The sequence below is a fragment of the Candidatus Brachybacter algidus genome (assembly GCF_016707225.1).
Taxonomy (GTDB): Bacteria; Bacteroidota; Bacteroidia; order Chitinophagales; family Saprospiraceae; genus Parvibacillus; species Parvibacillus algidus.
In genome coordinates, this window is the sequence record NZ_JADJID010000003.1 from 419,850 (window position 1) to 438,207 (window position 18,358).

The window sequence follows — 18,358 nt, forward strand, 5'->3', positions numbered from 1 at the left end:
CAAACCAATCACGGTTTATATCTTGCCTCTTCCAAAATTTGTTGTGCATTCATATTATTAATCAATCTTTTTATATCCAAATTCTCGTGACGCTCCATATATGCTTCAATAATCCTCGAACCTATGAATGCGGATATTCTTCCCGGAGCATCTGATGGCATACCTGGCGAATTAGGACTCGGATTTACATATTTTTGAATTTTCTTATTGTCTTGAGAGTAAACTAACTTTTCAGCTAGAAAATACGACCAAATCTCTTTCTCGTTTGTTCTACAAAAAGCAAGTTGTGATGGGCTGTAGTCATAGACCAGCGTGTCCTGTTCCGCAGGAATTAGATGATTGAGTATGTAGATTTCTTTACCTTGCTGAATCATATTGTCCAGCAAAGTCTTAGGTTCAAATACAGGAAGAATAGAATTGCGGATATAATTCTTCATGAGATTTGGAACCATATTCTCACGATTCATCGTCCTTTGAATAAAAATTGGCCAGGTCTCGGTGTCATAGTATTTATTGCCTTTGCCTAAGTACATTTCTAAGCTGACAGCCATCGATTGGTCCGATGTGGAAAAAGCTCCTACTCCAAATTCTGTAAAACATGTGTAAACAGCCGGTACCTGAACAGTGGGAAATAATTTCTGTAAACGCGCAAAGCAATCAGCATAATCCTTTTCCTCCCTTGAGAGGTTTCCAAAGAGCTTCGGAATAGTATCATTCAGCATTCGGATTAAATCGCTTTTACGATATAAATCATAAATATTCAGGAAAGAAGTATCCGGCTTATATGCGTCATTGATAACCCTAAGAAAATAAATCGTAGAAAAATCTGGATACTTTTCGACGATCTGATTGATAGAAGAAGGTATATTGGCTGTATCTATGTTCGAAAGCAACTTTTCATAACGCACCCAAGCCATAACTTTAGGAGAAGTAACTTCCTGAAACTTGTCATATGAACTTTCTTCCTTGCATGAGGCAAGAAATAGAGATAGAAGCACTAGAATATTAAAAAATTTAATCATATATCTATATCTTTGTAATGATGTAAAAAATAGAGCCCTTTCGGAATAAAGGTTTGATAAATTAAAAGAAGTTGAACTTTCGATAGGTATTATAACTTTGTTAAGTATGGTAGATGAAACTTAATTTTGAAACATTAATTTCAATGTATCATTAAATGCATCAATTAAAGTCTCAACCTTTTTGCAAAATTAACCATTATGTTTGAATAAGTATTCTAACAATTTTATTAAAGAATACTTCTCGCTTTAAAAAACAACTATTTCAAGAGCATTAAATAAACGTATATGAAACAAATAAATTTGAACTTTCTTATTATTCTTGTTTGTACCCTACCCTATTTAGCCATAGGACAGGACGCCGGCAAAAACATGAGATTTGGAGCTCAGTTGAGTCCGACTGTTAGCTGGATGACTTCAGATCACTCTAAAGTGTTGGGTGGAGGAGTCGATGTCGGATTAAAGGTAGGTGCACAAGCTGAGTTCGGCTTTGCTGAAAACTATTTCTTCACAGTAGGAATAGGATTTGGATTAAATCATGGAGGAAAGCTGCAATTTGCTAATGGTGGAGACCTATTACCTAATAGTTTATTGTCTGACGAAGTACCTGAATCAATCCGCAACAATTTTGAACCGGATACTAAGATCAACTATAAATTGAATTATCTTGAAGTACCTTTAGGCCTTAAGTTAAGGACAAGGGAATATGGATATATCAGGTACTTTGCGGAGATTCCTATTATTACTCTTAGTGCCGTGACAAGTGCTAAAGGAAGTATAGATGCATCGAATCTTGATGTAAATAAAGAGAATATCAAAAAAGATGTCAAGCAACTGAACGCTCAATGGGGCCTTGGAGGCGGATTTGAATATAATTTCAGCGAGACAAATGCAATACTTTTTGGATTGTATTACCATCAAGGCTTTTTTGATATGACCAAGAAACGAGGCTCAAGTGACGGCAAAGAAGTTAATCACTTGATCTCTTTAAAGGTTGGGGTGTTGTTCTAGATTGTGAAATTCATGAAATAATAAGCCGGATGTCAATAACGTCCGGCTTTTTTTATAACTCAATGGAAAAGTACAATTGATTATAAATATTTCTATCATCCTCGAATTTAGATGAAATAAATTCATTTAATCCAAATTTTTATTCTGTAAATCTTTTAATTTTATAATTTTTTAATCTTCAAAAATCACATATCAGCCTTAAACGAAATTATATTTTATACATTTTTTGGTAAATAAATACATTTGACAAACATTAATATTTTATTATATTTATATAATATTGTTTTTAAAATGATTAAACATTACATTATATTTTATATATAAATTTACGTTAATTATTGAGTCTTTTCATATTATATTAGAAAGTAACACATACCTTTGCGTCATCAATTTGCATCATTCCGCCCCAATAAAATATGGATTAAGTAAGTGTGTCAATTGTTTAAATAGAGAATCTCCAAATTTCAATAAGTTTCCAGCCGAATTTCCTAAACTTGACTAGTTCAATAAATAAAGAATTTTGGCTGGGCTTTTTATTTAAGTTTAGGCTAAGTTTAGGAGAAAATATAATTCTATTAAACCCCTTATTATAGACGTATCCTTGGATAAAACTACAATTGGAAAAGGTAAGAAAATCCCGATATAGTGTTTTCAAACTTTATACAAAAAGGCACTTATATTCATTCCGGCACCTACTGAAGCAAACAAAAGTATATCTCCCTTCTCAATTTCATGATTATCCAATTCTCCTTTTATCAATTGATCATATAAAGTAGGAATTGTGGCTACACTGCTATTCCCAAGTGTCCCAATAGTCATAGGCATGATATCCTTTGGAACTGGCATTTTGTATAATTTATAAAAACGGTGTACAATGGCCTCGTCCATTTTTTCATTTGCCTGATGTATTAGTATTTTTTTTAATTTTTCAATGGGAACACCAGACTTATCAAGGCAACTTTTCATAGCAATAGGAACACAGTTTAGTGCGAACTCATATATTTTCCGTCCATACATTTTAATGTACCGCGTATTTGGATCTGAATCAGCATTGAAAGAACATCCCAAAAACAGAAATTTCACTTCTTCTTCTGTGTAGCTTGCACTTTCATGTGAGATTAATCCTGAGTCATCATTAGTACCTTCGACTATCACGGCTCCAGCTCCATCTGCATAGATCATTGAATCCCTGTCATGTTTGTCCGTAACACGGGAAAGACATTCTGCACCGATGACGAGGATCCGCTTTGCCATGCCAGATTTGATATAAGCATTGGCTTGAATAAAGGATTCAGTCCAACCTGCGCAACCGAAAATGATATCAAAACCAACACATTTAGGATTTTTAATACCCAATTTGTGTTTAGCTCGAGCCGCAAGACAAGGAACCATATCAGACTGTATCATCCCGACCTTTACATCTCCAAAGTTATGTGAGAAAAGGATGTAATCAATAGTTTCACGATCGATCCCAGCATCTTCAATAGCTTTTTGAGCCGCAAAAAATGCAAGATCAGAAGTAACATATTGAGCAGAAGCATATCTTCTCTCCTTAATACCTGTTATTGCAGAAAATTTTTCTAAAATTTGAGTATTCGGTTGATTCAGCAACATTCCACTCTCATCGAGGAAAATATTGTGTTCAAAACTCTGATTGTCTACAATCAAATCAGGTATGTAACTACCACTACCAATTATTTTTATATTCATAATTTTCTATGCAAAAAATTAAAGTGTTTGATTTTGTTTGATTTATATTCTGACTCAAATAGTCCATTATCTATGAATATATTACTAAAAACCAAAAGATCAAAAAACGATACATATATCATTAGTTAAAATTACAAAATATATTAAATATTGCTTTAAAATTTCAACAAGTATTTTAATTTTTCTAAAAAGTTATTGATATTAAATAAAATTAACTGAAAATTTCAAAATTAAGTTCGTAAAATTGAAGCGCGAAGAAACGCTTTACCAAATGAGTGCTAACTTTGAATAAGGAATATAATTAAGCATGTATCACAAAAAAATTAACAACATTGGCACATAAAATAAGGAATACCAACGCTAAATCAAAGACTTTCAAGAGAATATACGTAGCACTGCTAACGATCCTAGCACTATTCGCAGTTTATGGAGCTATTTATACCTGGACTTACCACTGTGACAGCGCTTCGGAAAAATTAAAAGGTTTGGATTTATCATACAAAGAAAGTAACTATTTGATCGAATCAAAAAAATATGAAGGATCCATGAGCAATATCGTTCTGCCCTATGTGGATAGCCTCCAAACTAATGGATCCTTTAAAAATGGATCGCATACGATTGCTTACAACATGTATCTTTTGGACGATGCAAAGGCTAATATTGTCATTTCACATGGCTTTATAGAAAGAAAAGAAAAATACAAAGAGGCCATATATTACTTTCTTAAGATGGGTTATCAGGTCTTCATACTTGATCATTCCGGACATGGTTCTTCCAGTAGAGAATGCCCGGATAGCTCCATGATTCATGTGGAAGCTTATGAGAATTTTGCGTCAGATCTCAATGCTTTTATAACTGGTACAGTACAAAAACATTCGAAAGATTTAAAAACGATTTTATTTGGCCATTCCATGGGAGGAGCTATAGCCGCATTGACCGTTGAAAATAATCCGGAACTTGTGGACGGATTAATCCTAAATGCTCCAATGCTGAAAATCAAAAATCCTATTCCGGAATTCGTCGGCGAACCTGTGACAAAGCTAATGATCGCCTTGGGCAAAGGTAAAGAATATGCCATCGGCCACAGGAAATTTAATCCGAAAACAGACTTGGAATACAATCCCACACTTGTAGCTACTTATTGCAAAGAGAGAGCTCAATATTGGCACAACACGCTTGTAAAGTTGAGTCAGCATCCAACCACAGGTGCATCCTGGGGTGCAGGAGCGAATTTTATAGATCTGACTCATGAAGTGCTTAGCAAGGGAAATGTAGAAAAAATAAAAATTCCAATTTTAATGTTTCAAGCAGAGCATGATGCATTTGTAGAACCGCAGGGTCAATATGAGTTTGCGAATAGGGCTAAGAACATAGCATTCTATTTTGTCAAGGATGCAGGGCATGAGATATATATAGAGGAGGATAATATTATCGGGCCGTATTTTAGTAAGGTGGAGGAGTTTGTGGAGCGGGTGGTAGAGTGAGTGTTTTCGATTGGCTTCGAATGGTCACGAGTTGAAAACTCGCGCCAGCCTGGTTAGAAAGGTCACGAGTTAAAAACTCGCGACAGCGCTGTGGAGCGGGTGATAGCGCGAAATTATTGATTTGGCTTCGAAAGGAAATAAGTTATAAACTTGCGCCGGCGGTGGGATAAGGGCTGCATAGCAATTTACTAAATTTGTTTTTCAACTATAGATGACGTAAATTTGTTACAATTTGTAAAAGCTAACTAAAATCACTCAACAAAATTTTAAATTATGCGCACACAAGATATTTTTATAGTACATCCTGAAACTGAAGAACAATCACAAGCGCTAACGGCATTTGTCAATGCGCTCAAAATCAAGTTCGAAATTTCAGCTAAAGAAAAGCCCTACAATCCGGATTTTGTGGCAAAAATTGAAAAAAGCCGCAAAGATTACAAGGAAGGAAAAGGGAAAATATATACGGTTGAAGAACTTAATGCATTATGGAAATAATATTCCTACCGGACGCTGAAGATGATTTACAGTTTTGGATTGCTACAGGCAACAAAGATATTTTAAAAAAAATAACTCAGCTTATCGATGATATTAAGATAAACCCTCACTCAGGACTTGGCAAACCAGAACCACTCAAACACCAATTAACAGGATTATGGTCTCGCAGAATTAACAAAGAACATAGGCTTATTTATGAAATAAGTGATGATAGGATTTTGATCTTATCAGCGAAAGGCCATTATCTATAAAACTTGACTTATATAAATTAAAAAGGGGTTTCAGACTTGCATCCAAAACCCCCGAAGTGTGTCTAGTCCCAATAGGATTCCCTGCCTGACTGCCGTCTTAGGCAGGCAGGGAACCTATGACCTTACTGATTTGAAGATCGGGATGCTCTATCTAGCTGAGCTATGGAACTTGTTATTTAAGATATCATATAATCTTGACGGGTAAGCGACTTCTTATAACATCATATTGGGAAAATCAACTGAAATTTGATGTAATTATATCAAAATTAAAAAGGGGATTTAAACATATCACAATTAAAAAGGGGTTTCAGACTTACATCCAAAACCCCCGAAGTGTGTGGTAGTCCCAATAGGATTCCCTGCCCGACTGCCGTCTTAGGCAGGCAGGGAACCTATGACCTTACTGATTTGAAGATCGGGATGCTCTATCCATCTGAGCTATGGAACCTGTTGTTTAAGCTAAAATATAATCTTAACGGGAAAGCGACTCATTACACCATCAGATTGGGAAAATCGACCGAGATTTGATTTAAACATATCACAATTAAAAAGGGGTTTCAGACTTACATCCAAAACCCCCGAAGTGTGTGGTAGTCCCAATAGGATTCGAACCTATGACCTACTGCTTAGAAGGCAGTTGCTCTATCCAGCTGAGCTATGGAACCAAAATATATTTTGCTTTTTTCAAAGCGAGTGCAAAGATAATATTTTATTCAATATTATGTCTTATTGTTATGTATTTTATTTTTGAGGCTACTTAATGCCACGTTCTTTCATCACAGCACTGATGCGCTTTACCATTATAAAAAGAATGACGAATGCAAACATTACAAGACCAAAATTCATTAAGAAAAAATTCATTTTATTGTCAAAAACCTCCCATAATCCAGCCAAAACACCAGACAACTTATTGCCAATGCTTGTCGCTAAAAACCATCCTCCCATCAGCAATGCTGTTAATCTGGGAGGGCTTAATTTGGATACCAATGAAAGTCCCATTGGGGATAAACATAACTCACCTATAGTGATTACTCCATATGTGCTGATAAGCCACCATGCACTTGACTTGCTGATAGTAGTGTCCGTAAAATAAGCAGCTCCAACCATGACCAAACAGGAAAGGGCAGTAACCAACAATCCAATTAGAAGTTTATATGGAGTGGAAGGTTCCTTCTTTCTTGAACGCAGGAATCCCCAGAATCCGACCAATACAGGAGTGAGTAATACTACCCAGAAAGGATTAATGGACTGGAATAATTCTGTATTAAAGACATGTATAGTCTCTCCCTCAGGAGGCATTTTCTCTTGCTGGAGATTGCGCAGGTAAATGTCTTTGCCTTGCTCTTTTACTATCTCACCGTTCTCTTTTACAACTCTGAAGAATGCATCATACTTAACAACTTCTTCTGTTTTGTTTGTGACGTTTTGAACTAAATAAACACTTTCTGCAGGCTTTTCAATTGCTGCAGGCACCTCTCTATCTGTATAATATTGAGCCCAGGTAGTAAGTGCCGTGCCATTCTGCTTAAATATAGCCCAGAACATAATACTCACCATAAAAATAGCAAGCAAAGCCCCGATCGGTTTCTTATCTGTTGCATTAGCTGAGCTATACAAGGAATAGAAAAAGTATAACACCGGAAGACAAGCAAACAAGAAAGCATCAGTGCTGTCGGATCCAAGAATATTCCCTGGAACAAACCATCCAATTAAACCGGCTACCAAGGCGGGAAGAATCACTGTAGAAAAAACTCTCATAATGGACATATCTCCTTCCTCTGCAGGCTTGATAACGTCTGCTTCCACATAGGTTTTTCTACCTATCCAAAATATGATCACACCCAGAAACATACCGATACCGGCGGAAGCAAAGGCCGCGCCCCACCCTATCGAATTACGCAAATAAGCAGCAAAGAAATTACATATAAATGCGCCAATGTTTATACCCATATAGAATATATTAAATCCGGCATCTTTATTAGCTCTGTACTTATCATTATTATACAAATTGCCGACAAGCGTGGAAATATTGGGTTTGAAAAAACCATTTCCAATAATTATGAGACCCAACGAGGCATAAAACGTGGGTAGTGTCCCAATCGCCAGACCCAAATAGCCTAAACCCATTAGAATCCCGCCTATGGTGATAGATTTACTATATCCCCACTTTCGATCCGCAATAAGTCCGCCAAGGAATGGCGTGAGATAAACCAAGGCGATAAAAGTACCATAAATATCCGCAGCAGACTTACGCTCCATGGCCATTCCACCATTCTCCGCGTCTGTGAGATACAGTTGTAAGATGCCGAGCAATAAGTAAAAACCGAAACGCTCCCACATTTCAGTGAAGAACATGATCTTGAGTCCTGCCGGATGTTTTGCTTCTGATGCCATTTTTTGAATTTTAATATTTTTAGAATCACTAAAATATAAAAATAAATTTAAAGGCAACATTTAACTTTTTTCTCTTTCAATCCTTACTTTTATTAAAGAAATAATAATTGAAGAATTCGATATCTGATAAAACGGTGCAAAGCCATTATCCTTTAATAATCGTAGGAGGAGGCCCTATAGGGCTGGCATGCGGAATTGAAGCACAAAAAGCCGGCATTGAATCCTTGATAATTGAGAAAGGAACCATCGTGAATTCTTTGTTTAATTATCCAAGGAATATGACTTTTTTCTCCTCCTCAGAAAGACTCGAATTAGACGATATTCCTTTTGTCTCTATCAATAGCAAGCCAAATAGAAACGAAGCTTTGGAGTATTACAGGAGAATAGCAGATGTAAAAAAATTGAATATTCATTTGTTTGAAAAAATAGAATCCATCCAGAAATCCGACAGTGGTATTTTTAATATAATTAGCGATAAAAGTAATTATACTGCAAACAATGTCATCATAGCAACTGGCTTTTATGATTTACCCTATCTACTGAATGTTCCCGGAGAAGCGCTTCCAAAAGTTAAGCATTATTATGATGATCCACACATGTATGCCTTCCAGAAAGTCGTGGTAGTTGGAGCAATGAACTCCGCTGTAGATGCCGCTTTAGAGACATGGCGAAAAGGAGCAGATGTTACTATGGTCATTCGCGGTTCTGAGATCGGAACAAGAGTAAAATATTGGGTGAAGCCAGACATAGAAAACAGGATCAAGGAAGGTTCGATCAAGGCCTATTTTAACAGCGAAATAGTAAAAATTGAAAAGGATTCTGTAGAAATAAGCACACCAGAAGGTCCCTTAACACTGCCAAATGACTGGGTACTGGCACTTACCGGGTATCAACCAAATATTGAATTCTTAAGAAATACGGGTATTCGATTGAGTGATGACGAACAACTAAAACCCGAATACAATGAAACTACCTATGAAACAAATATCAAAGGTTTGTATGTAGCCGGTGTGGTATGCGGCGGCATGGATACTCATAGTTACTTTATAGAGAATAGTAGGGAACATGCGAAGGCAATAGTGAGGTCAATTGTAATGAATAATGAATAGTGAATAATGAATAATGAGAGCGGGCATTATAGCAATAATTATAGATTATAGCGATAATTCGAATGTTGGATTTTGGATGTTGGATGTTGAATGAGAGCTAGCATTGGGGCAAAGATTTTAGATTCTAATGATTATTAAAATGAGTAATGAGTATTGGGATAAAAAGCATTTTCGAGTTCCAAATTTACTACTTAAAAAATCCGTGAAATCCTATAATCCGTTTAATCCGTGATTCAGACAATAAGTAATGGTTAATGGGTAATGGGTTCATAATTTACCACTTAAAAAATCCGTGAAATCCTATAATCCGTTTAATCCGTGATTCAGACAATAAGTGATGAGTAAAGGGTAATTAGCATAAATCAATATTTCCGTAAAATCTTTGCGTTCAATAGCCCTTGACTTTAGTCAGGGAAAAAAATTCATTTCCACCTAGAAAATTACGAAAGCTTTTTGCGATCCATAATTAATACCAATTAACACCCGTTGATTTCCCATCAATTTTATAAATTTACCGTATGGAAGTAGTAATAAGAAAGGCATTGAAAGAAGATTGCCCTGAAATAATGGAATTAATCAAAGAACTGGCTGTCTACGAAAAAGCCGGAGATGAAGTAACAGTTAAATTCGATCATTTTGTCGAAAGTGGCTTTGGATCTAACCCTGTTTGGTGGTCATTTGTAGCTACTATAGATGATAAAATAGTAGGAATAGCCCTTTATTATGTTCGTTATTCTACCTGGAAAGGACAGCGTATGTATCTGGAAGACATCGTCGTCAATCTGGAATATCGAGGTCATGGTATCGGTAAAAAACTAATGGATGCAATCATAGTAGAAGGTAAGGAGAAAAAATTCAATGGCATCATGTGGCAGGTGCTTGATTGGAATGAGCCGGCAATTAATTTTTATAAAAGATATGATGTTGTGTTTGATGGCGAATGGTTGAATTGTTCGATTAATTTCTGAGGTAACTGAATTTTCAGCGTCAGAAATAAATTCAAAAATTATTGATATTAGAGAATTAAACATTAGAAGTTAGAATTCAGAGGTTAGAAGCTTGCCCGACAAAGTGCAACAAAGGCAGGGAAACTTCAATGATTGAGTCCAGCAAATAAAATTATTTAAAGAAATTTATAAATTGAAATAATTGTTATTTGAACCGAATAAGTTTGACCGATAAAACGATCATCTTACTATTATGTAGAGAAAAGAATTAATTATTCAGTTTCAAATAAAAAAAGGCAGCCCTGAGAGAGCTGCCGTAGAACAATAAACCTAACTAATATATACAATTTTTCCGGAACGATCTATGCTAACAAGGCACAGGAAGTCCCGTCTGTCTATGGATAGACAAAATAGGTGATAAGAGAATCAATCAATTTTCGATTAATCAGCGAGATCCCTTAAAAATGGATTATCGTTGCGCATCACTAATTCGTCATCTGCATTGATGGTCCATTTGGAATAATTTCTGTCACTGCTGTGGGGCACTTCTTCCAATACTACTCTGCGCCTAACATATGCCGGAGTATTTTCCAATTCTACGATAGTATGTGCATTATTAAGCCTAACTCTGGAAACATTTCTTCTCAAATCTGTCTTTAGCTGCTCTTGTTCGTGTTGTTTTCTGCGATCATCTTCTGCCCCTTCCTTGTCTTTATTCATAAAAGGTTCAGAAGTATGAGATGCCACATATCTATCAGCGGTATCAAGAATGTTTTGCTTAGAGAAATCAACCACTTGATGATTGGTCGTATCCAGGTTCATTCTTGCATCATCTCTGCTAAACATTGCTTCCTTCTCATCATCTAAAGAAACAGTGATCTTGTTGGACCCGGCATCATTGGATTTACGTCCTTTATCGAATCCACTTGCGATCAAAGTGACACTGATCTTGTCACCCAATTCAGGATCATAACAGTTACCCCATATAATGTTAGTATTGATACCTGCCTCTTCCTGAACGAATTCAGTGATCTCAGAAATCTCATCCATTGTGGCTTCTTTATTGCCTGAAGTAATGTTGAGCAATACATTTTGAGCACCACTAATATTGTTGTCTTCTAAGAGTGGGCTATTCAATGCCATGTCTACAGCACGTCTGGCTCTATCCTCACCTTCAGCAACGGAAGATCCCATGATGGCCACACCGCTATTGCGCATTACAGTATTAACATCTTCAAAATCAACGTTGATATATCCCGCAATAGTTATGATCTCCGCAATTCCTTTCGCTGCTGTAGTAAGAATATTATCAGCCTGAGCGAATGCTTCAGAAATAGCTAGATTGCCATGTATTTCTCTTAATTTATCATTAGAAATAATGATGATTGAATCTACATTTCTTTTTAATTCATCAAGACCTTCCATTGCAAATCGTTGACGTAATTTTCCTTCAAAAGTGAAAGGAAGCGTGACGATACCTACAGTAAGAATACCTAGTTCTCTGGCTGCTTTTGCAATAATAGGAGCAGCACCCGTTCCGGTACCACCACCCATTCCGGCAGTGACAAAGAGCATTTTAGTATGTTGAGATAAAAACAACTGGACATCTTCAATTGATTCCAGGCATGCATGTTTACCTACTTCCGGTCTTGAGCCGGCACCACGTCCGTCAGTAAGGCCCGGGCCTAATTGTATTTTCGTAGGAATCGGACTTAAGTCCAACGCCTGATTATCGGTATTACAGATGGCAAAATCCACGCCTACAATACCTTGTTTATACATATGGTTGACCGCATTGCTTCCGCCGCCGCCGACGCCTATGACTTTTATAATTGAATGATCCGGAGTTGGCAGATCAAATTCTAAGATTGGCATTTTGTACAGTTTTAAATATATTAATAAAAAGGTTTCGTTTAAAATAAATTTGATTCCAAAGCTATTGCTGAAATGTAAGTAACATTATCTGAGGTCAGAATCTTCCCAGTTACTACTCATCATCTCTTTCATTTTATCCATAACACCTCGGCCCCAAGACACTTTGTTAACATCTTCCTCCTCTTTTTGAGGCTTGGCTTCAGCTTGTTGAGCAGTTGCCTTAGGCGCATCTACCACAGTTTCCTTACGAGCATAATGTGGAGTTGAATGTGTAGGTGCTAATTCCAAAGGAATGTTGCTTGTATCCCTGTAATCAGGCAACCTATCTTCTACCTCAGATTCTGTAGCATGAAGACTAGCCTCATACAATAAACCAATTGCTGTAGCATAAATCGGACTTGAAACATTTTCATGGTATCCATGAGCAAGGTGCTCTATAGGCAGACCAATTCTAGTTTCATATCCGCAATGCAAGCTTGCCAGTTTTTCTATTCCTGCCAGCAATGAGCCTCCTCCAGTCAATACAAGCCCTCCTGTAAGTTTGCGCTCATAACCTGACCTTTGAATATCCCACATGACGTAATCGAAGATTTCTTCCAATCTCGCCTGAATAATCAATGAAAGGTTTTTCTGGCTAATTTCCTTATTTTCTCGTCCTTTCAAACCAGGAATCGTTATGATTTTGTCATCAAATACTTCATCCGCAAGCGCACAACCAAACTTCACCTTAAGCTTTTCAGCCTGATTTTGCATGACATTACAACCTTCTTTGATATCTTTAGTGATGGCATTTCCTCCGAAAGGAATCACAGCTGTATGACGGATAATTCCTTCGTAATAAATAGTAATATCTGTAGTACCACCTCCTATGTCAATCAAAGCAATTCCAGCTTCTTTCTCTTCATCACTTAAAACAGATGCAGCAGAAGCAATTGGTTCAAGCGTCATCTCACTAAGCTTCAAACCCACCTTCTCTATACATCTAGTGATATTGTTAGAAGCAGTAATCTGACCAGTTATGATGTGAAAATTGGCCTCAAGTCTTACACCTGACATTCCTACAGGATCTATGATACCTTGTTCGTTATCTATCGTGTATTCCTGAGGAAATACGTGTAGAATCTTGTCTCCCGGAGGAAGTACGAGCTTATACATGTCATGTATGAGCTGCTGAATATCATTCTTAGAAATTTCCACATCGCCATTATCCCTAAGTCTGCTACCTTTATGCTGCAAACTTTTAATATGCTGTCCGGCAATACCAACGTGTACTACTTTAACAGTTTTCTTTAATTTTTGCTCTACAATTCTGATAGCATCACTGATGGATCTGACTGTTTTTTCAATATTGCTGACGACGCCTCTCAGCACGCCTTCAGATTCTACCTTTCCAACAGCTAGAATTTCTAACTTGCCATAAAAATTTCTTTGACCTGCGACTGCGCAAATTTTAGTTGTTCCGATATCGATAGCCACGACGATCGGATTGTTGTTTTTGTATGTACTATCCATAATAATAAGATTTCTGTAAAAAAATTAGTTATTGTTTAATTGAAAATTGTAATCCTAGTTTTTAATGGGCTCCCCCTCTACTTTTTTGGCTACAACTTGATTTTTAAATTTCAAATTGATCTCCTTGTATAAACTCCATCCTTCCGGCGGCATACCTTCCTTATAAAATATGGCCAATTTTTTGAATTTATTTTCTAAATCAGTGGCATCTCCCAAAATGATTTTATGATTTCCAAGTTTGGGTATGATACTGATATCTTTATTTTCGTCTACGAGCAATTGCTCAGTCATTGCAGACATAAATGGATCTTTGTAAATAGCTTTAATTACTTCAAATGCCTTATAATAGACGTTCTTTTTATCCTTTGTCATTTCGTTTTTAAATGCAGGTAATGCTCCTGTAAGCACAGGTAAACGAAGTACAGCTTGTTTGGAAACCGGCAATTTCTTTCCAGACTCATCAATAAAAAATGTAGTATTGTCTGAAAGCATGACCCTAAGGATGGGACTTTTCTGTAAGACCATTATTCTAAGATTATTCCTGGCATCTATATATACCTGAGCATCGCGAACAAAATCGTTTTTCTCTATAATCTTTTCAATCTTAGTCAGATCAAGTTTTTCTACAATCTGATTCTTGAGTTTCAAGTCATATGATTTATTTAGCAACTTGGCTAAATCATCATTTTTTATAAGGTAAATATCATTTTGAAGAGGTTCGATATCAACAACTACTTTATTTATTTTACCTGTCTTTGCCGAATCAGTAGCACTGATCAAACCAAAAACTGCAACAATAAATAATGCAAAGCTTGAAATCTGAAAAAATACCTTCATTCCTTTATTTAATGTCATGATAAAATAATTTTAATCTTTGGGACAATTGTGTCGATATCACCAGCGCCAAGAGTCATTAGGACTTCAGGTTTGTTTTTATTTACAAATTCCAATATCTCTTTGAATGACATTATTTGTTTGTTGGGATTGGTCATTCTGTCGAGAATCATTTGGCTATTGACATTTTCTATTGGTAACTCCCTTGCCGGATAAATTTCCATAAGAATCGGATAATCCAATTGGTCCAATTCTCGTGCAAATCCATCAGCGAAATCCCTGGTTCTGGAGAAAAGATGAGGTTGGAATATTCCATATATCTCTTTACCTTGAAAAAGGTCTTTTGCCGTAGCTATAGCATTGCGGAGTTCCTCAGGATGATGTGCGTAATCATCTATATAAGTGTTTAATTTATTTTGGACTACATATTCAAATCTTCTTTTTATACCCTTGAATGCTGCCAATGCAACTGTTACTTTTTCGATAGGAATGCCTATTTCCAAGGCAATCGCCATAGCAACCGTAGCATTTGAAACATTATGATTGCCTGGCATAGAAAGCTGTAATCCAGTATATAAGCGGGTCTTGTAATTTAAATCAAAAGTAACGGAGCCATCTTTTTGAGGTAAGATATTGGATGCAAATATGTCTGAATCCTTATCTCCGAAAGTCAGACATTTATATTTTTCCTGAACTACTTCCCATTCGTTCGAAGTAAAGTTTTTAATCACTGATCGATGAAGATAAACTGTACCTCCCTTTTTTGTTTTATTTATAAAATCTTTAAATCCAATTGTTACTTCTTCACTCCCACCATAGATATCCAGGTGATCAGCATCCATGCTTAACACTGCACTAATAGCAGGTGTAAGCGTTAGAAATGATCTATCAAATTCATCTGCTTCGGCTACAATATATTCAGACCCACTATCAATGTAATTGGAATCGTAATTGGACATAATTCCTCCTACAAAACCTGTAACTTCAATACCCGAATAATAAAGTATGTGACTCACCATGGCAGTGGTAGTAGTTTTGCCATGTGTTCCTGCTATTGCAATAGTTTTTTCTGAACTGCTGATAAGGCCAAGAACTTCTGAACGCTTCATCATTTTTATACCAGAATTGGCGAAATGTTGCATTAAATGAGAAGTAGAAGGTATCGCCGGTGTATAGATTATCAGATCTGGATTGTATTCACTCTGAACTTTATCTTCATAAGAAATCTGAACACCTTTGAATGCAAGCTGCTGTGTCAATGGAGTTTCCACTCGATCATAACCGCTAACCTTCACGCCTCTTTTAAAGAAATATTCAGCGAGCGCACTCATACCAATTCCTCCAATACCTAAGAAGAAAACCGATCTTATATCTTTCAATTCATCCATTGCTCAATTATTTGAGATATTGTGACCAATTAATTCCATTATTTCTCTCGCTATTTCATTAGCAGCATTCGGTTTTGCCAAAGACAATGCATTCGCAGCCAATGAATCCAATTCTTCTTTATTTTGCACGCAAGCTATAGTCTTGATCACCAATTGTTTTGGCGCATCCATATCTGAAAGCATAAGCGCTGCATTTCTCCGGACCAAAGACATTGCATTTTTTGTTTGATGATCTTCTGTCACGTTCGGCGAAGGAATTAGGATGGATGGTTTTCCTGCAACACATATCTCAGAAACAGTAAGTGCACCTGCTCTTCCAATGACCAAATCTGCACATGCATAAGCAAGATCGACTCTTTCGATGAATGACATATTTACCACATTGGGCAACATAGCCAAAGGACTATGGTCATATAAACCCTTATAGAAACTACCACTTTGCCAGATCCACTGAATATCTGAGTTGGCTGATATCAAGTCGAAAGCATTTGTCAATGCATCATTCAGTGTCTTTGCTCCTAGGCTTCCACCCATGACTAGTACTGTTTTCTTGTTGGGATCCAAGCCGAAAAACTTATACCCCTCGTCTCTTTTTCCGCCCAAATAGTTAATGTCTTGTCTCACAGGATTGCCAGTGAACCGAATCTTCTGTGCCGGAAAAAATTTATCCATGCCTTCATAGGCCACGCATATAGATGAAGCAGATTTGGACAAGATTCTATTAGTGATGCCTGGGTAGCTGTTTTGTTCCTGAAGTAAGGTCTTGATGCCCATTCTACTGGCTACCCGTAAAATAGGCCCACTGGCATATCCACCGACTCCGATGGCTATGTCAGGTTTAAACTCTTTTACTATACTTCTTGCTTTGCGCATGCTTCTTAAAAGTTTGATCGGGAACATTAGATTTTTCGACGTCAGTCTTCTTTGAAAACCGGCTATCGGCAAGCCCTCTATTTTATATCCCGCTTGTGGAACTTTGTCCATCTCCATTTTACCTTCTGCCCCTACAAATAATATTTCAACATTCTTATTCAATGCCACCAATGCATCAGCAATAGCAATAGCCGGATATATATGTCCGCCAGTTCCTCCTCCGCTTATGATGACTTTATTCATTTAAGCAGTTTGTAATTCGTTATTAACTTGAACTGCACTTGCTGCCTCATCTCTTGATTCAATATATCTGCTTACACTCAGAATGATTCCAAATGATATACATGTAAAAATTAAACTTGTACCACCCAATGAAATTATCGGCAAGGTGACACCCGTATCAGGAATTAGCCCTACGTTGACCATAATATTGGCATATGCCTGAATGACAATGTTAATACAGAGACCTATGGCTAGCATGGCCCCGAATGTCTTCGGCGATTTTTTCACCAGCCGAATACACCTATATAACATTAACAGATAAATACCCATGACACCTGCTGCTCCCAACAATCCAAATTCTTCACAAATAATAGCATAGATAAAATCTGCATGGGCATATGGAAGGAAATTCCTTTGCATACTATTGCCGGGTCCTGTACCTATGATGCCTCCATTTGCAATAGCGATATGGGCTTGCTTGGACTGGAAAGACTCTTCGTCACCCATAAAAGTGGAGATTCTTTCTGACCATGTATGCGCCCTCGTGGCAGTCGGCAGGTAGTAACCAATAATGAAAACGATGAGAAACATTGTCGTTCCAATGGCAAATATGCTTCCAATATATTTTAATGGGATACGACCCACGAACATCACTATGATAGAAGTAGCAAACAATAATGCCGCTGTACTAAGATTATTTGGCAAAATTAAAATGCAAACCAACAGTGTCGGTATGAGCAATGACCAAAATACGCTAATATCGTTTTTGATTTTAGTTTGAGACCCAGAAATCGTCCTGGCCAGATATACCATGAGGGCCAATTTGGCTATATCAGCAGGTTGGATTGTAAGGCCAACAAAAGGTAGTGGCAACCATCGCTTTGCACCATTTACTTCAATTCCAAAAAATAGAACCAAAACTAAAAGCATAATTGAAATAAATAAAAATGGCAAAGCGATGGCTGAGTACTTTGAATATTTTGCCAGATGGCACAAATACGCAAGGACCACTCCTACTATTAAAAAGGCTAATTGTTTGAACAGGAAGTATTCGTTATTGGCCCCATGACTATTGCCAATCTGTGAATAACCTCCGGTGGTACTGTAAACTGCAAGTAAGCTGCCTAGAGCGAGCAAGACCAACACGATCCACAAGATCGGGTCGCCTTTGAAATTCGTACTAAACCATTCCTTCATCTTCATTCTGTAGTTGTAGTTTTCCTAAAGACCAATT

The 18,358-nt window shown here is 36.9% G+C and carries 15 protein-coding genes and 2 tRNA genes; 6 read left to right on the plus strand and 11 right to left on the minus strand.

Translation table 11 applies throughout. The annotated features are described in order from the left end of the window. Positions 1-8: 8 nt before the first annotated feature. Positions 9-1,022 carry a gliding motility lipoprotein GldB gene (gene gldB / locus IPI15_RS11680; RefSeq protein ID WP_287403923.1) on the minus strand — a complete coding sequence of 338 codons (1,014 nt, stop codon included), beginning with the start codon at positions 1,020-1,022 and terminating at the stop codon, positions 9-11. A 285-nt stretch (positions 1,023-1,307) separates the two neighbouring features. Here gldB and IPI15_RS11685 point away from each other — a divergent pair, with 285 nt between their 5' ends. Next, on the plus strand, positions 1,308-2,030 hold the full coding sequence (locus IPI15_RS11685; RefSeq protein ID WP_287403921.1) for a porin family protein: 723 nt from the start codon (positions 1,308-1,310) through the stop codon (positions 2,028-2,030). Between the two features lie 651 nt (positions 2,031-2,681). On the opposite strand, the gene IPI15_RS11690 is transcribed toward IPI15_RS11685, so the two are convergent. Then, positions 2,682-3,740 carry a 3-oxoacyl-ACP synthase III family protein gene (locus tag IPI15_RS11690; protein ID WP_287403919.1) on the minus strand — a complete coding sequence of 353 codons (1,059 nt, stop codon included), beginning with the start codon at positions 3,738-3,740 and terminating at the stop codon, positions 2,682-2,684. A 332-nt stretch (positions 3,741-4,072) separates the two neighbouring features. Between IPI15_RS11690 and IPI15_RS11695 the strand changes: the two genes are divergently transcribed. From IPI15_RS11695 to IPI15_RS11705, 3 genes are all read left to right on the plus strand, one after another. Next, a complete protein-coding gene (locus tag IPI15_RS11695; RefSeq protein ID WP_287403916.1) occupies positions 4,073-5,224 on the plus strand; it encodes an alpha/beta fold hydrolase in 1,152 nt (383 codons plus the stop codon). A 273-nt stretch (positions 5,225-5,497) separates the two neighbouring features. Next, on the plus strand, positions 5,498-5,719 hold the full coding sequence (locus tag IPI15_RS11700) for a DUF2683 family protein (protein ID WP_287403914.1): 222 nt from the start codon (positions 5,498-5,500) through the stop codon (positions 5,717-5,719). Then, positions 5,710-5,970 carry a Txe/YoeB family addiction module toxin gene (locus IPI15_RS11705; RefSeq protein ID WP_287403913.1) on the plus strand — a complete coding sequence of 87 codons (261 nt, stop codon included), beginning with the start codon at positions 5,710-5,712 and terminating at the stop codon, positions 5,968-5,970. Before IPI15_RS11700 ends, IPI15_RS11705 begins: the two co-directional genes overlap by 10 nt. Positions 5,971-6,308: 338 nt before the next feature. On the opposite strand, the gene IPI15_RS11710 is transcribed toward IPI15_RS11705, so the two are convergent. From IPI15_RS11710 to IPI15_RS11720, 3 genes are all read right to left on the minus strand, one after another. Further along, positions 6,309-6,418, minus strand: a tRNA-OTHER gene (locus tag IPI15_RS11710). 140 nt (positions 6,419-6,558) lie between these two features. After that, positions 6,559-6,635: transfer RNA gene (locus IPI15_RS11715), tRNA-Arg, on the minus strand. A gap of 88 nt (positions 6,636-6,723) precedes the next feature. Further along, complete coding sequence (locus IPI15_RS11720) at positions 6,724-8,364, minus strand: peptide MFS transporter (RefSeq protein ID WP_287420429.1); 1,641 nt, start codon at positions 8,362-8,364, stop codon at positions 6,724-6,726. A 107-nt stretch (positions 8,365-8,471) separates the two neighbouring features. Here IPI15_RS11720 and IPI15_RS11725 point away from each other — a divergent pair, with 107 nt between their 5' ends. Beyond that, a complete protein-coding gene (locus IPI15_RS11725; RefSeq protein WP_287403909.1) occupies positions 8,472-9,473 on the plus strand; it encodes a YpdA family putative bacillithiol disulfide reductase in 1,002 nt (333 codons plus the stop codon). Positions 9,474-9,991: 518 nt separating this feature from the next. After that, entirely contained in the window at positions 9,992-10,441 is a 450-nt protein-coding gene (locus IPI15_RS11730) for a GNAT family N-acetyltransferase (protein ID WP_287403907.1), read from the plus strand. A gap of 420 nt (positions 10,442-10,861) precedes the next feature. On the opposite strand, the gene ftsZ is transcribed toward IPI15_RS11730, so the two are convergent. The 6 genes from ftsZ to IPI15_RS11760 all read right to left on the minus strand — a co-directional run bounded on the left by ftsZ (position 10,862) and on the right by IPI15_RS11760 (position 18,321). Then, the gene (gene ftsZ, locus IPI15_RS11735; RefSeq protein ID WP_287403906.1) at positions 10,862-12,295 is read right to left on the minus strand and encodes a cell division protein FtsZ; all 1,434 of its coding nucleotides are present in this window, start codon (positions 12,293-12,295) and stop codon (positions 10,862-10,864) included. 84 nt (positions 12,296-12,379) lie between these two features. Beyond that, positions 12,380-13,807, minus strand: coding sequence for a cell division protein FtsA (ftsA, locus tag IPI15_RS11740; RefSeq protein WP_287403904.1), 1,428 nt, complete (start codon positions 13,805-13,807; stop codon positions 12,380-12,382). A 54-nt stretch (positions 13,808-13,861) separates the two neighbouring features. Beyond that, entirely contained in the window at positions 13,862-14,662 is an 801-nt protein-coding gene (locus IPI15_RS11745) for a cell division protein FtsQ/DivIB (protein WP_287420431.1), read from the minus strand. Beyond that, entirely contained in the window at positions 14,659-16,029 is a 1,371-nt protein-coding gene (gene murC, locus IPI15_RS11750; protein ID WP_287420433.1) for a UDP-N-acetylmuramate--L-alanine ligase, read from the minus strand. Before murC ends, IPI15_RS11745 begins: the two co-directional genes overlap by 4 nt. A 3-nt stretch (positions 16,030-16,032) precedes the next feature. Then, a complete protein-coding gene (gene murG / locus IPI15_RS11755) occupies positions 16,033-17,145 on the minus strand; it encodes an undecaprenyldiphospho-muramoylpentapeptide beta-N-acetylglucosaminyltransferase (protein WP_287403900.1) in 1,113 nt (370 codons plus the stop codon). Beyond that, on the minus strand, positions 17,146-18,321 hold the full coding sequence (locus tag IPI15_RS11760; protein WP_287420434.1) for an FtsW/RodA/SpoVE family cell cycle protein: 1,176 nt from the start codon (positions 18,319-18,321) through the stop codon (positions 17,146-17,148). Positions 18,322-18,358 lie beyond the last annotated feature (37 nt).

What these genes read in the sequence shown, in the direction of transcription:
- gldB (WP_287403923.1), bottom strand. Translation starts at nt 1,022, where the DNA reads ATGATTAAATTTTTTAATATTCTAGTGCTTCTATCTCTATTTCTTGCC.
- IPI15_RS11685 (WP_287403921.1), top strand. Translation starts at nt 1,308, where the DNA reads ATGAAACAAATAAATTTGAACTTTCTTATTATTCTTGTTTGTACCCTA.
- IPI15_RS11690 (WP_287403919.1), bottom strand. Translation starts at nt 3,740, where the DNA reads ATGAATATAAAAATAATTGGTAGTGGTAGTTACATACCTGATTTGATT.
- IPI15_RS11700 (WP_287403914.1), top strand. Translation starts at nt 5,498, where the DNA reads ATGCGCACACAAGATATTTTTATAGTACATCCTGAAACTGAAGAACAA.
- IPI15_RS11705 (WP_287403913.1), top strand. Translation starts at nt 5,710, where the DNA reads ATGGAAATAATATTCCTACCGGACGCTGAAGATGATTTACAGTTTTGG.
- IPI15_RS11720 (WP_287420429.1), bottom strand. Translation starts at nt 8,364, where the DNA reads ATGGCATCAGAAGCAAAACATCCGGCAGGACTCAAGATCATGTTCTTC.
- IPI15_RS11730 (WP_287403907.1), top strand. Translation starts at nt 9,992, where the DNA reads ATGGAAGTAGTAATAAGAAAGGCATTGAAAGAAGATTGCCCTGAAATA.
- ftsZ (WP_287403906.1), bottom strand. Translation starts at nt 12,295, where the DNA reads ATGCCAATCTTAGAATTTGATCTGCCAACTCCGGATCATTCAATTATA.
- ftsA (WP_287403904.1), bottom strand. Translation starts at nt 13,807, where the DNA reads ATGGATAGTACATACAAAAACAACAATCCGATCGTCGTGGCTATCGAT.
- IPI15_RS11745 (WP_287420431.1), bottom strand. Translation starts at nt 14,662, where the DNA reads ATGACATTAAATAAAGGAATGAAGGTATTTTTTCAGATTTCAAGCTTT.
- murC (WP_287420433.1), bottom strand. Translation starts at nt 16,029, where the DNA reads ATGGATGAATTGAAAGATATAAGATCGGTTTTCTTCTTAGGTATTGGA.
- murG (WP_287403900.1), bottom strand. Translation starts at nt 17,145, where the DNA reads ATGAATAAAGTCATCATAAGCGGAGGAGGAACTGGCGGACATATATAT.
- IPI15_RS11760 (WP_287420434.1), bottom strand. Translation starts at nt 18,321, where the DNA reads ATGAAGGAATGGTTTAGTACGAATTTCAAAGGCGACCCGATCTTGTGG.